The organism is Synechococcus sp. A15-24 (genome assembly GCF_014280195.1).
Classification (GTDB): Bacteria; Cyanobacteriota; Cyanobacteriia; order PCC-6307; family Cyanobiaceae; genus Parasynechococcus.
Window position 1 is genome coordinate 341,855 of the sequence record NZ_CP047960.1, and the last position, 12,078, is coordinate 353,932.

Annotated in this window: 17 protein-coding genes and 2 tRNA genes; 8 read left to right on the top strand and 11 right to left on the bottom strand. The window is 61.5% G+C overall.

Annotated features, from left to right (window positions below; translation table 11 throughout):
- Positions 1 to 9: 9 nt before the first annotated feature.
- Positions 10 to 507 carry a hypothetical protein gene (locus SynA1524_RS01695; RefSeq protein ID WP_186498691.1) on the bottom strand — a complete coding sequence of 166 codons (498 nt, stop codon included), beginning with the start codon at positions 505 to 507 and terminating at the stop codon, positions 10 to 12.
- Between the two features lie 55 nt (positions 508 to 562).
- On the opposite strand from SynA1524_RS01695, the gene SynA1524_RS01700 reads away from it, so the two are divergent.
- Positions 563 to 644: transfer RNA gene (locus SynA1524_RS01700), tRNA-Leu, on the top strand.
- Between the two features lie 52 nt (positions 645 to 696).
- Positions 697 to 1,728, top strand: coding sequence for a beta-carotene hydroxylase (crtR, locus tag SynA1524_RS01705; protein ID WP_186498692.1), 1,032 nt, complete (start codon positions 697 to 699; stop codon positions 1,726 to 1,728).
- Here crtR and gatC read toward each other — a convergent pair whose 3' ends face one another.
- Genes gatC through SynA1524_RS01725 form a run of 4 tightly spaced genes read right to left on the bottom strand, consistent with a single transcriptional unit; the run spans position 1,729 to position 3,726 of the window.
- On the bottom strand, positions 1,729 to 2,022 hold the full coding sequence (gene gatC, locus SynA1524_RS01710) for an Asp-tRNA(Asn)/Glu-tRNA(Gln) amidotransferase subunit GatC (RefSeq protein WP_186498693.1): 294 nt from the start codon (positions 2,020 to 2,022) through the stop codon (positions 1,729 to 1,731). It abuts the gene before it with no gap.
- Positions 2,019 to 2,807 carry a creatininase family protein gene (locus SynA1524_RS01715; protein ID WP_186498694.1) on the bottom strand — a complete coding sequence of 263 codons (789 nt, stop codon included), beginning with the start codon at positions 2,805 to 2,807 and terminating at the stop codon, positions 2,019 to 2,021. The genes gatC and SynA1524_RS01715 overlap by 4 nt, the downstream gene beginning before the upstream one ends.
- Positions 2,808 to 2,809: 2 nt before the next feature.
- Positions 2,810 to 2,953 carry a DUF8629 family protein gene (locus SynA1524_RS01720; protein ID WP_173358481.1) on the bottom strand — a complete coding sequence of 48 codons (144 nt, stop codon included), beginning with the start codon at positions 2,951 to 2,953 and terminating at the stop codon, positions 2,810 to 2,812.
- A 53-nt stretch (positions 2,954 to 3,006) separates the two neighbouring features.
- Positions 3,007 to 3,726, bottom strand: a complete 720-nt coding sequence (locus SynA1524_RS01725) for a queuosine precursor transporter (protein ID WP_186498695.1) — start codon at positions 3,724 to 3,726, stop codon at positions 3,007 to 3,009.
- 57 nt (positions 3,727 to 3,783) lie between these two features.
- Between SynA1524_RS01725 and SynA1524_RS01730 the strand changes: the two genes are divergently transcribed.
- The gene (locus SynA1524_RS01730) at positions 3,784 to 4,392 is read left to right on the top strand and encodes a DNA-3-methyladenine glycosylase (RefSeq protein ID WP_186498696.1); all 609 of its coding nucleotides are present in this window, start codon (positions 3,784 to 3,786) and stop codon (positions 4,390 to 4,392) included.
- Positions 4,392 to 5,441 (top strand): aspartate carbamoyltransferase catalytic subunit, encoded by a 1,050-nt coding sequence (locus SynA1524_RS01735; RefSeq protein ID WP_186498697.1) that lies wholly within the window; start codon positions 4,392 to 4,394, stop codon positions 5,439 to 5,441. Before SynA1524_RS01730 ends, SynA1524_RS01735 begins: the two co-directional genes overlap by 1 nt.
- Here SynA1524_RS01735 and SynA1524_RS01740 read toward each other — a convergent pair.
- From SynA1524_RS01740 to SynA1524_RS01760, 5 genes are all read right to left on the bottom strand, one after another.
- On the bottom strand, positions 5,381 to 6,898 hold the full coding sequence (locus SynA1524_RS01740; RefSeq protein ID WP_186498698.1) for an NAD(P)/FAD-dependent oxidoreductase: 1,518 nt from the start codon (positions 6,896 to 6,898) through the stop codon (positions 5,381 to 5,383). The genes SynA1524_RS01735 and SynA1524_RS01740 overlap by 61 nt on opposite strands.
- 72 nt (positions 6,899 to 6,970) lie before the next feature.
- Positions 6,971 to 7,345: a DUF565 domain-containing protein gene (locus tag SynA1524_RS01745; protein ID WP_186498699.1), complete on the bottom strand. Its 375-nt coding sequence runs from the start codon at positions 7,343 to 7,345 to the stop codon at positions 6,971 to 6,973.
- Between the two features lie 175 nt (positions 7,346 to 7,520).
- Positions 7,521 to 7,721 carry a DUF8635 family protein gene (locus SynA1524_RS01750; protein ID WP_011127173.1) on the bottom strand — a complete coding sequence of 67 codons (201 nt, stop codon included), beginning with the start codon at positions 7,719 to 7,721 and terminating at the stop codon, positions 7,521 to 7,523.
- Positions 7,722 to 7,736: 15 nt separating this feature from the next.
- Positions 7,737 to 7,901 (bottom strand): hypothetical protein, encoded by a 165-nt coding sequence (locus SynA1524_RS01755; RefSeq protein ID WP_186498700.1) that lies wholly within the window; start codon positions 7,899 to 7,901, stop codon positions 7,737 to 7,739.
- 19 nt (positions 7,902 to 7,920) lie between these two features.
- A tRNA-Ala gene (locus SynA1524_RS01760) sits at positions 7,921 to 7,993 on the bottom strand.
- Positions 7,994 to 8,046: 53 nt separating this feature from the next.
- On the opposite strand from SynA1524_RS01760, the gene isiD reads away from it, so the two are divergent.
- The gene (isiD, locus tag SynA1524_RS01765; protein WP_144416550.1) at positions 8,047 to 8,274 is read left to right on the top strand and encodes a protein IsiD; all 228 of its coding nucleotides are present in this window, start codon (positions 8,047 to 8,049) and stop codon (positions 8,272 to 8,274) included.
- On the top strand, positions 8,264 to 9,571 hold the full coding sequence (coaBC, locus tag SynA1524_RS01770) for a bifunctional phosphopantothenoylcysteine decarboxylase/phosphopantothenate--cysteine ligase CoaBC (RefSeq protein ID WP_186498701.1): 1,308 nt from the start codon (positions 8,264 to 8,266) through the stop codon (positions 9,569 to 9,571). The genes isiD and coaBC overlap by 11 nt, the downstream gene beginning before the upstream one ends.
- On the opposite strand, the gene SynA1524_RS01775 is transcribed toward coaBC, so the two are convergent.
- Complete coding sequence (locus SynA1524_RS01775) at positions 9,528 to 9,833, bottom strand: hypothetical protein (protein ID WP_186498702.1); 306 nt, start codon at positions 9,831 to 9,833, stop codon at positions 9,528 to 9,530. The genes coaBC and SynA1524_RS01775 overlap by 44 nt on opposite strands.
- 121 nt (positions 9,834 to 9,954) lie before the next feature.
- On the opposite strand from SynA1524_RS01775, the gene SynA1524_RS01780 reads away from it, so the two are divergent.
- Entirely contained in the window at positions 9,955 to 10,785 is an 831-nt protein-coding gene (locus tag SynA1524_RS01780) for a photosystem II manganese-stabilizing polypeptide (protein ID WP_186498703.1), read from the top strand.
- 111 nt (positions 10,786 to 10,896) lie between these two features.
- Positions 10,897 to 12,069, top strand: a complete 1,173-nt coding sequence (gene sat, locus SynA1524_RS01785; protein ID WP_186498704.1) for a sulfate adenylyltransferase — start codon at positions 10,897 to 10,899, stop codon at positions 12,067 to 12,069.
- Positions 12,070 to 12,078: the final 9 nt, after the last annotated feature.

The window sequence follows — 12,078 nt, forward strand, 5'->3', positions numbered from 1 at the left end:
TGGGGATTATCAGTCTTCACCCTCGCTGATGGTGGGTTCAGGGCTGGGCTCGGGTGTGGGAGACGGTTCCGCCTGCGTTGTGTCCACTGATTCAGGGCGCACCCACTTCTTGCCGGACACGCCTGATTTCCCTGCTGGCTTCAGTTGTTTGGCGATCCCGCCGAGGCCTTCCGACAAACCTCCGGCGGCCGTGCCGAGCTGGCGTAGACCAGTCAGCCAGTGATCGACGGAACGCAACCGGGCCTGTTCGTCTTCCCCGAGAGCCCGCCAGCGCGCCTGCCCCACTTCCGCACTGAGTCGACTGACCAGAAGGCCGCCACAGAGCACCGCCAACATCGGCGCTCCTCGCAATCGGTCGCTGCTGGTCACCAGCACCAGGCCCAGCAGCAGAACAATGGCCCCCAACACGCCGTCTCGCGGTCGGCTCAGTTCCACCGCCAGCAGCGGCAGCAACAGCAGAGCGAGACCGAACAGCAGGCAGACGTCGCCGCTCAGGGTCGCAAGCATCGGTAGTGCTGAATCATCTGCTTCATTGTGGATCGCTCCGTAAGCTCGGGGTTCAGCCCACCTGGCGGAATTGGTAGACGCGCTGGTTTTAGGTACCAGTGGCCTTGGTCGTGGGGGTTCAAGTCCCCCGGTGGGCATTCCTTTCTCTACCTTGGTTGCGGACTTTTTCAGCTTCGCCCTGATCTCCGGATGACGCAGAGCTCTGCTCTCCACCAGCAGCCTCGTCCGGTCAGCACGGGGTATCGATCGGTTCCACGCGAGTTCGTGGATCCGCCAGCGGCGTGGAACCCGACCGTGGCCCTGTTCCTTGGTGGTTATGGGCTGGCTGCCTTCACGATCTGGGGTTGGTTTCTAGGCGGTTTGCCGCTGCAGGTTCTGTTGTGCACAGGCTTCCTGGCCCTGCACCTGGAAGGAACCGTGATTCACGACGCCTGCCACAACGCAGCGCACCCCAACCGTTGGCTGAATCAGGCCATGGGGCACGGCTCGGCTCTGTTGCTGGGCTTCAGCTTTCCAGTGTTCACCCGTGTGCACTTGGAACATCACGCTCATGTGAATGATCCCAAGAACGATCCTGATCACATCGTCAGCACCTTTGGCCCGCTGTGGTTGATCGCACCGCGTTTTTTTTATCACGAGTGGTTTTTCTTCCAGCGGCGGCTATGGAGGCGCTGGGAACTGATGCAGTGGGGATTGGAACGCAGTGTTTTTGTTGTGATTGTGTTGGCGGCAGCGCGATTTGAATTTCTGCCGTTCATTTTCAATTGCTGGTTCGCTCCAGCCCTGATGGTGGGTGTCACTCTGGGGCTCTTCTTCGATTATTTGCCCCACCGGCCCTTCACATCGCGAAATCGCTGGACCAATGCCCGGATCTACCCGGGACGTCTGATGAATTGGCTGATCATGGGGCAGAACTACCACTTGGTTCATCACCTCTGGCCATCGATTCCCTGGTTCGAATACAAGCCCGCTTACGAAGCAACCAAGCCCCTGCTCGATTCCAAGGGTTCTCCGCAGCGATTGGGGATTTTTGAGACCCGCCGCGACGGGTACAACTTCCTTTACGACATTCTTGTCGGCGTGCGCAGTCACAAGCGCCGTCGCGGAAAAATGCGGGGTGCAGCACGTTTGATGCCGATTCGATCTCTCCAACGTCACTGGTTGGTATTTGTCGATCGCATTGCGATCAAAACCGAACCCCGGCGCCCCCTCAAGCGCTAATCAATCCGCCAGGATTTTCGGGACTCGGAAGAAATCTCCCTCCCGCTGGGGAGCTTGATTCAGGATTTCATCGCGGACAGGAGTTGGGGTAACGCCATCTTCACGTGTCACGTTGGTGACCTCAACGGCGCGGGTGGTTTCAGGGACGCCTTCGGTATCGATGCCTTCCAGCTGACCGACGTACTCAAGGATCGACTCCAGCTGACCGGTGTAGGTGGCGATCTTCTCCTCAGGCAGATCAAGGCGGGCCAGCTGGGCCACCTTGCGCACGTCGTCAGCGGAGATCCGGCTCATGTCTCGCTCAGGAAACTGCGGAGATCTTCGCTCAGCGCGGTCGCTGCTGTCTCGAGCAGAGCGGCACCATGCTCAGCGGTGGCCAACGATGGATGTGATCCCATCCGACCGTCCGGGTGCCGCCGTCTGAAGTCCTCGGGGCTGTGAATCGGTCCAGCTGGCGCCGGATCCGGCAGGGGGCGCTGCTTGGTTTGAAGACTCGGCTCCACCTGCAGGGTCACAGCAATCTCACTCGGGGTGGCGTGGTGGCCTTCCTTGTTGCCGTAAAGGTCGCGAGCCTGCCGCATCACCGGCCCGGCCATGAACCAGTTGGCAAGTCGGCAACGGAGCTGCGGTGCCGCGGGCAGGTCCCGGCTCGCAGCCGTGCCATGGGCCTGAGCGAAGGCGGCCTTGGTGGTGGCGATGTTGCCGCCATGGCCATTGATCACAAACACCCGTTCAAAGCCGTGGCGCGCCAACGACAGCACCAGGTCGTGCATAACCGCCAGCAGGGTGGCCGGTTGCAGGCTCATGGTGCCAGCAAAGCCGAGATGGTGTTCAGCCATGCCGAAGGCCTGAGCTGGAGTCACCAGCACCCCAGTGCGACGACCCACCTCGAGCGCCACGGCTTCTGCGGTGAGAGCATCAGTCCCTATGGCACCGGTGGGGCCGTGCTGTTCCGTGGATCCCAGGGGAACGATCACCCCCTTGCAGGTCTTGAGGTAATCGTCGACCTCGGGCCAGCTGCGCAGGGACAGACGGATCGCTTCGGTGCTGTCAACAGGACCAGGGAGGCTTGCAGTCATGCTCAGTGGGCGGTGCCGTTGCCGTCGTACTTGTCGGTGTTGTAGTACCCGCCGCGGGTCCCGAAGAACAGGCAGGCCAGAGGGAACAAAACGATGCTGCCTAGCAGCACCGTGCCGAGATTGAAACCTGAGAGGGCGGCGTTCATGACTCATCCACGAATGCGTCCAGCTTGGCGAGACCTCTTTGCTGTTGCAGCGTTCAGCCTTGATCTGTCGCGTCCTCGCTGTCTTGCAACGGCAGGTCAAGCCAGCGACGCAGCCAGCCTGTAAGCCAGATGAACGGCAAGGTGTCGGTAAGGGCCGCCAGCACCTTGAACAGATAACCGCTGCCGATGAAGGCGACCAGTTGTGGCATCACAGCCTTGTCCGCCTGGATTGGCAGCACGTGGGCGCCGTAGTGACTGATCAGCACCACAGCGGTGGTGTCCACCAACTGGCTGATCAGGGTGGAGCCGTTGTTGCGCAGCCACAGGGCATTGCCGTTGGTGAGGCGTTTCCAGAAATGGAACAGCCGCACATCCACAAACTGCGCCGTCAGATAAGCCACCATCGAGGCCCCCACTGACCCAAAACTGAGCTGTTGGATGGTGCGGAAGGTGCTCTCGTCGCTGCCAGCCAGGGCCGGGAAGAGCCCCCCCAGCCAGAGGATCAGCAACACCCAGCCGTTGAGTAGAAGCCCTACCCACACCACTTGGTTGGCTTTTTGTTCCCCCCAGAGTTCGCTGATCAGATCGGTGCACAGAAACGTGATCGGATAAGGAAGAGCACCAACGGCCACGACAATCGGCCAACTACCGATGCTGCCCAGCTCCAGAAAGCGCGTGAGCCCAAGGATGTTGAGCATCCCCAGCGTTCCCAAGAACAGGCCGGCCAGAACGAGGAACACGCCATCTCGCCGGGCTTGGACTGGGCTTGTCACAGCCTGAGTGCTCTGGATGTCTCAAGGCTGATCGAGTCGTGTCAGCCTGTCATCAGGATGGAACCAATACCGGCAACTTTTTTTGCTCGACCAGCGGAGGTCGTGGGTCCTGAACTGATTGGTTGCCGGTTGGTGAAACGCCAAGACGATGGCAGCCTGCTCTGGGGCGTGATCGTGGAGACGGAGGCGTATTCCCAGGACGAACCCGCCTGCCACGGCTACCGGCGCAGGACGCCCCAGAACGAAACCCTGTTTGGTACGCCAGGTCGCTTTTATGTGTACGTCAGCTATGGCATCCACCACTGCGTGAATGTGGTCACCGATCGCTCCAACTGGGCGAATGGGGTGCTGTTAAGGGCTGCAGCACTTCCGGGTGAGCCGGAGCGGGTTGCGGCAGGCCCTGGCTTGCTGGCTCGGCGCATTGGGCTCACCCGCAGCGATGACAGTCGGCCGGTGACGGGCGAACATGACGTGTGGCTGGTGCCACGCCCGGCCTCATTCGACAGCCCGGAGCTTGTGACGACCACGCGCATCGGTATCTCTCAGGGGCAGGATCTCCCACTGCGCTGGTATCTCCGTCTGAGCCGCAGCGTGAGTCGCCGAGCCAAGGGTGATCGCACTCCGAGCCAGTCGCAGGCCTGGTTCCCATCGAAGGTGATGGGCTGATGAGCGGTTGGCACCATCGCCACATTCTCGATCTGGCGGCTTTCTCCAGGGAGGATTACGCCGCCGTGCTGGAGCTGGCGGAGCGGTTTCGATCCCTGCCCGTCACCGGTGCCCGCAAACTTCCTGCCTTGCAGGGCCGTTTGGTGGCGACCCTGTTCTTTGAGCCCAGCACCCGCACCCGCAGCAGTTTTGAGCTGGCCGCCAAGCGCCTCTCAGCGGATGTGCAGAGCTTTTCGCCCTCCAGTAGCTCTCTGAGCAAGGGGGAAAGCGTGCTGGATACCGCCCGCACCTATGTGGCCATGGGCGCGGATGTGTTGGTGGTCCGCCATCGGTCCACCGGGGTGCCCCAGCAATTGGCCGAGGATCTGGAGTCGGCTGGGGAGCGCACGGTGGTGCTCAACGGCGGTGATGGATTGCACAGCCATCCCAGCCAGGGATTGCTGGATCTGCACACCCTGGCCCGTCACTTTGCACCGCAGCACCCAATGCCGGAAGCGTTGCAGGGGCGACGGATCGTGATTGTCGGCGACATCCTGCACTCCCGGGTGGCCCGCTCCAATCTCTGGGCTCTCACCGCCTGCGGCGCTGATGTTGTGCTCTGCGGCCCGCCGAGTTTGGTGCCTGATGCTTTCCGTGAGTTCGTGGAGGCTCCGCCGCCGGGCCAGTCTGCGGATCCGGTTCCACAGCGGGGATCGGTGCGGGTGGAGCGACGTCTGGAGCGTGCCTTGCCCGGCGCGGATGCGGTGATGACGCTGCGTCTGCAGAAGGAACGGATGACGCAGCAGCTGCTGACGGGGTTGGAGCGATACCACCGCGATTTCGGGCTGAGCCATGAGCGGCTCAGCCTGTGCGGGCAGCCTGTGCCGGTGCTTCACCCCGGTCCGGTCAACCGTGGCGTCGAGATGACCGGAGCGCTGCTGGATGATCCGTCGATCTGTCTGGTGGAGGAGCAGGTGCGGAACGGAGTCCCGATCCGCATGGCTTTGCTTTATTTGATGGCTGCCGCTGAATCGGCTGCGGAATCGAAACTGGTGTCCATCAGCTCCTGAGGCTGGGGATGTCCCGTCATCTGGTGGGAGTAGTAATCCATGGCTGCCCTGAGGGCGGCATCAGGCTCGGCGATTGAGACGCCTTCGCCGGCTTTCATCGGGAAGTGCGCGTCCACGGCATCGAGGGCCATGTGTTGGCTGGGCATTCCGGTCAGCAGGATGGCTGCCCGTTGCTGGGTCAGTAAGGCGAAGATCCACTTAATCGACAGCGAGATGCGGTTCTCCCAGTCAGGGATCAATACCAGGTGCACAAAGGCCCAGAGAATCCAGCCAATGCCATCGGCGAAGCGCAGTCCGCGCAGGTCGGCGACAGCGCTGGCGCGATCAAGCACGGCCATGCTGCCGAAATCGAAGTAACTGAAGGTCGGCCTTGGCCTGTCAGCAACGATGGCGGCGATGTCTTTGCCGATGAAGGCCCCGGCCTGTTTGGCAGGGGCAGCCATTCCGGGGAGGGGTTTGCCGTTGGACGTGTGGCTGTAGCTGCTGAGATCACCGGCAACTCGGATCTCCGGATGATCAGCGATGGAGAAGTCGTGCTCAACGATGACGCGACCGCCGCGGTCGACCTCGCACCCTGTGGCTTCAGCCAGCTTCTTGCCGAGGCTCGACGCACGCACGCCGGCGGTCCAGATGACGGTGGCTGCCTGAAGGCGGACGTCGCCATCGGGTGTCCCGACGATGACTTCACCCGGCCGCATGGTCTGGACACGACCCTTGGGCAGAAACTCGATGCCGTCAGCTTCCAACGACTTCAGAGCTGCTGACGACAACATCCCCGGCATGGCCCGAAGCACGCGATCACCTGGATCGACCAGCACGATCCGAGTCTTGTTGGGATCGAGCTGTTTGAAGGCGTTGTTGAGGGCCCAGCGCATCAGCTCGGAGACGGCACCGGCCATTTCGCAGCCGCTGGGGCCAGCCCCCACGATCACCACGGTCTGGAGGAACTGGCGTGCGTCGGGATCCGGGGTCTGCTCCGCCTGTTCCATCGCCATCAACAGGCGCCGGCGGATCTCTTCCGCGTGCTCGAGGATTTTCATCGGAGGCGCAAAGGTGCGCCATTCGTCGTGGCCGAAGAAGGTGCTGCCGGATCCTGTGGCCAGCACCAGGTGGTCGTAGCTGTAGACCTTTCCGTTGAAGACGATCTGCTTACCTTCGGGGTAAACGTTGGTGACTTCCCCCAGCAGCACCTGAACGTTGTGTTGCTTGCCAACCAGCTCGCGCAGGGGTGTGGCGATGTCGCCACGGGACACCAGACCCGTGGAAACCTGATACAGCAAGGGCTGGAACAGGTTGAAGTTGCGCTTATCAATCAGCGTGATGCGCACATCAGCCTTGGCCACAGCCTTGCAGGCATGCACGCCGGCAAATCCCCCGCCGACAATCACGACATGGGGGGCATGGCGGAGACGTTCCTCGGGAGGTTCGAGTTCAAGAAAAAAATGGCCGCCAGCCATGGCATTGGGGAAGGACCTGTCCGAAGGCTATGGAGAGGATTCCGGTTTGTCCGTGCTCTGTACGGCAAGAGATCACAGCAACTTGAACGCTTCAAGAAACAGCCCGTAAAGGAGTCCGATTCGGCTCACGTTCAGCACCTGTTCGACAAGTCTTGCCGAACCTGTGCTGCGGAGCCGCACGGTGACTTCCGTGCCAAGAACAACGATCAAGGCCCCGACGGGATCCATCTGACCCAAAACCCCGGCAACGGAGGTGATGGCACTGCCGACTAAAAAGCCGAAAAGTGCGGCGATGGAGAGCAGCGAAAGCCGTCGCCAAGGATTACCAGCCCACGTTTCCAGCCGCTGAACGAGGCCCCCGAAGCTTCGTTGCAGACGGGTCGACTGGGGCTGCACGATCGGTTGAGGTGGGAAAAGGGGCAGGGAAGAACGTTCGGTGATCCCCATCACCCGACCCTAACCCTGCCAACCATGGTCTACACCACATTTAGTGGTTAGGCATGTATCGAGACCTACAGATAGCGGAACTCAAGAAAAAACCCGGGAGTTGCCCGGGCCGGGAGATGGGGACTGACGCAGCAAAACCTGTCGATGCACTTTTGGCAACCCGCTTGCCAGAGGGTCAGCTGGACTCAGCTTTCGCCTTTCTGGACGACTTGCCCTCAAGCAGTTCCAGCAGGGCTTCCATTTGTGCCATCACACCGCGCACCTCTCCGGATTCCGGCAACAAACCATCTTCCATGACGCCCTGATGCATCTCTCTCAGCTCCTGGCGGATGTAGCGCAGGTGACTGACGACCTGCTCACGTTTCGACTGCGACATCGACAACAGGAAATTTCACTCTTCCCTTTTACCCCATGGTGTGTCATGCCGGGGACGAAGCGGGCGATTGCCGGCACTTAACCCTGCCGCCAGGCTGAGCACGGTGAAGGTGAGCAACGCGTCAGGTCGCGCCAGCACCGCCAGCATCACGACAGCTCCGAGGATCCAGTACCGACCCATCAGAACCGTGGCAATGAAATGGAGAATAGGGGATTCGAACCCCTGACCTCTGCGGTGCGATCACAGCGCTCTACCAACTGAGCTAATTCCCCGCAAAACCACGCTAGCGCTGAGCCACACTTGAACAGTCAGGCCCGATGCAGTGATGACCACCGCTCCAGGATCAGCCACCCCGATCACCCCCGAACGCCTGGCGCAGTTCGATGAAGAGTCGATCGCCGTATTGGCGAGACGATTGGACGATGACGACTACCCGACGCCGTTTGCGGGGTTGTCGGACTGGCATCTGCTCCGGGCCCTGGCCATTCATCGCCCCGAACTCACGGCCCCCTACGTGCATTTGGTCGATCAGGAACCCTTTGATGAGGACTGAGGTCTCCATACCTCTTAAGGGGCGCCGTCTTCTGGTTGCCGTCAGCGGCAGCATTGCTGCTGTGAAGACGCCGCTATTAGTCAGTGCCCTGGTGAAGGCAGGAGCTGAGGTGCGCTGTCTCGTCACGCCCAGTGCCGCCAAGCTGGTGAGTCCGCTTGCTCTGGCGAGCCTGAGTCGCCACCGCTGCTACACGGAAGACGACGGATGGGACTCGTCCTGCAGTCGACCGCTGCACATCGAGTTGGCGGAGTGGGCAGAACTCGTGCTGCTGGCTCCCTTGAGTGCCACGAGCCTCAGTCGCTGGAGCCAGGGATCTGCCGATGGTCTACTCGCCAGCGTCTTACTTGCTTGCGAGTGTCCTGTGCTGGCAGCCATCGCCATGAATACGGCGATGTGGAGTCACCCCGCTGTCCAGCGCAACTGGCAGGTCGTGCAGACCTTCCCAGGTGTGGTTCCCTTTATGCCTCAGCCGGGCCTGCTGGCCTGCGATCGCCTTGGTGACGGGCGTATGGCGGATCCGATGCTGATCGAGCTGGCGGCCAGCAGCCTGTTCAGCCGCGGCGATACCGGCCCCGTTGCAAACAGGGACTGGAGCGGACTCCGACTCCTGGTGTCGGCTGGGCCGACCGTTGAGCCCATTGATCAGGCTCGCTTGATCACCAACCGCAGCAGTGGGGCGATGGGCGTGTTGCTGGCCCAAGCTGCGCGTTTGCGGGGTGCAGAGGTGGTGTTGGTCCACGGTCCTCTGCAAGTTCCCGAGCCTTGGTTGGAATCCCTTCACTGCCATTCGGTCAGCAGCGCTGCAGAGATGCAGGCGGTGCTGGAGCAACAGCAGGCTGGGATGGATGCGATCGCCATGGTTGCAGCGGTCGCTGATCTCCGCCGCGATGCAACCGCCAACGGCTCTGCAGGCGGAAAAGTATCCAAAGCAAACCTGGCGGTTCAGCTCACCGATGGTTGGGAGTTGGTGCCCGATCTGTTGCAGGGTTTGGCTGAGCAGCGTCCAGCCGGGCAGTTGATCCTTGGCTTTGCTGCCTTGACCGGTGATCACAAAGCCCTGCGCCGTCTCGGTGAGGAGAAGCGCCTTCGTAAGGGATGTGATCTGTTGCTGGTCAATCCCATTGACCGGCCAGGGCAGGGGTTTGGCCAAGCCCGCAACGGCGGCTGGCTGTTAGGTGACGGATGGTCCAAGGAGCTTCCGGTAACCGGAAAGTTGCAGCTGGCCCATCAGCTGCTGGATGCTCTGCTTGCCGTCAGGCAGCAAGTCCCGTCGAGTCCTGCCCCAGCAGGTCGATGAAGGTGCGCAGCTGAAGCCGTGGGATGTAAGGCCAACCGCCGCTTTTTTCCATGGTTTGCAGCAGAGAAAACAGTTTCTGGCGATTTTCCGGAAGGCTCTGGCGGAACGGACCCTCCTGCACATCGCGATGGACAGCCTCCAGTTCCCGCAGCAACAGCAGCAGGCTGTCGGGATTGTTCTGTTCCTGATCCGCCAGCGCACGCAGTTCCTGAAGCAGTGGTGCCAGCCGCTCGTGCAGTGGGTGGTGCTCTTGGCTGTCCAAACGACTCCTGAAAGATGTTGAGAGCTGCGAAAGGCTAGCCGTGATGCCAGTTTGACCCCTGTAGGATCCGCGATTGACGGTGATCTCCGTCTGTACAGCGTTCAGCCCTCCGGCTTCTCCCATGCGCATCCGTCCTCTGCTGGCCGTCGTGCTGGCGCTCTGTCTCGCTTTCTTCACCACGGCCTGCAGTGGCGACAGTGAAGCTGTTCAGCGTGGCGCGTCCAACGTCACCTACGACGACATCCACAACACCGGTAAAGCCAACGATTGCCCCACGATTGGCGATTCCGCCCGTGGTTCGATCGCTCTGAGCGTGGGTGGCAGCTACGAACTGCGCGATGTCTGCATGCATCCCGTTCAGGTGTACGCCAAGGAGGAGCCCAAGAACGTGCGCCAGCAGGCCGAGTTCGTTGAGGGCAAGATTCTGACCCGTTACACCTCCAGCCTTGACGAGGTCTACGGCGATCTGAAGGTGACCGAGGTCGGACTCGAATTCCAAGAGAAAGGCGGCATCGACTTCCAGCCCATCACCGTTCTGGTGCCCGGCGGTGAGGAGTTCCCCTTCACCTTCTCCAGCAAGTCGCTCAAGGCCACGGCCGATGGTGACGCTCTGACCACCAGCACAGATTTCGAAGGCACCTATCGCACCCCCAGCTATCGCACCAGCAACTTCATCGATCCCAAGGGACGGGCTCTGACCACTGGTGTGCAGTACGCCCAGGGTCTGGTGGCTCTCGGTGGTGACGACGAACAGCTCGAGAAAGACAACAACAAGCGCTACATCGATGGCGTCGGCACGATGAGCCTGTCCATCACCAAGGTTGATCCTGAAACCGGTGAATTTGCCGGTGTGTTCAGTGCCATTCAGCCCTCCGACTCCGACATGGGCGGCCGTGAAGTGGTGGACATCAAGATCACCGGTGAGCTCTACGGCCGGCTTGAAGAGGCTTGATCCCAGCGATCAGTCGTTCCAACGTCATCTAGGGGGCTACGGCCCCCTTTTTTGATGCCTGGTGATAAATCGCGATGATCTGGGAGAATCGCCCGGACTTCAGGCCTTGCCATGACCGCCAGCGCACCTGCTTCTGCCCAGCGATCCGGTGTGATTGCCCCCTACGGCGGCTCCCTGGTGGATCTGATGGTGCCCCAGGACCAGCGGGAGTCGGTCAAGGCCACGGCCACCAAGTCGCTGGAATGCTCTGATCGCAATGCCTGCGATGTGGAACTGCTGGTGGTGGGTGGCTTCTCCCCCCTCCGCGGCTTCATGCATCAGGAGGACTACGACGCTGTGGTGAGCGGCCATCGTCTGGCGGCCGGTCAGCTGTTCGGGCTGCCGATCGTGATGGACACCGACCGTGAGGACGTGGTGGTCGGCGACACAGTTCTGTTGACCTACAAAGGCCAGAACCTGGCTGTCCTGCAGGTGGAAGCCAAATGGGAACCCAACAAGGTGGTCGAGGCCAAGGGTTGTTACGGCACCACGTCGATCGAACACCCTGCGGTGCGGATGATCACCATGGAGCGCAAGCGCTTCTACCTGGGTGGCAGCCTCAAGGGTCTTGAACTGCCCCAGCGTGTCTTCCCCTGCAAGACACCGGCAGAGGTACGCGCTGGCCTGCCCGACGGTGAAGACGTGGTGGCCTTCCAGTGCCGCAACCCGATCCACCGCGCCCACTACGAGCTGTTCACCCGTGCCCTGCACGCCCAGAACGTGAGCGAGAACGCCGCGGTGCTGGTGCACCCCACCTGCGGCCCCACCCAGCAGGACGACATTCCCGGCGCTGTGCGCTTCCAGACCTATGAGCGTCTGGCGGCTGAAGTGAACAACGACCGGATCCGCTGGGCTTACCTGCCCTATGCCATGCACATGGCGGGTCCCCGCGAGGCCCTGCAGCACATGATCATCCGCCGCAATTACGGCTGCACCCACTTCATCATCGGCCGCGACATGGCGGGATGTAAGTCGTCCCTGAGTGGTGACGACTTCTACGGCCCCTATGACGCCCAGAACTTCGCTAAGGAATGCGCTCCTGAGCTGACCATGGAAACGGTGCCCTCCCTGAACCTCGTCTACACCGAGGAAGAGGGATACGTCACCGCTGAGCATGCCGAGGCCCGTGGCCTGCATGTGAAGAAGCTCAGCGGCACGCAATTCCGCAAGATGCTGCGCGGCGGCGAGGAAATCCCCGAGTGGTTCGCCTTCAAGAGCGTGGTCGAGGTGCTGCGCGCCGCCTGAACCCTGAGG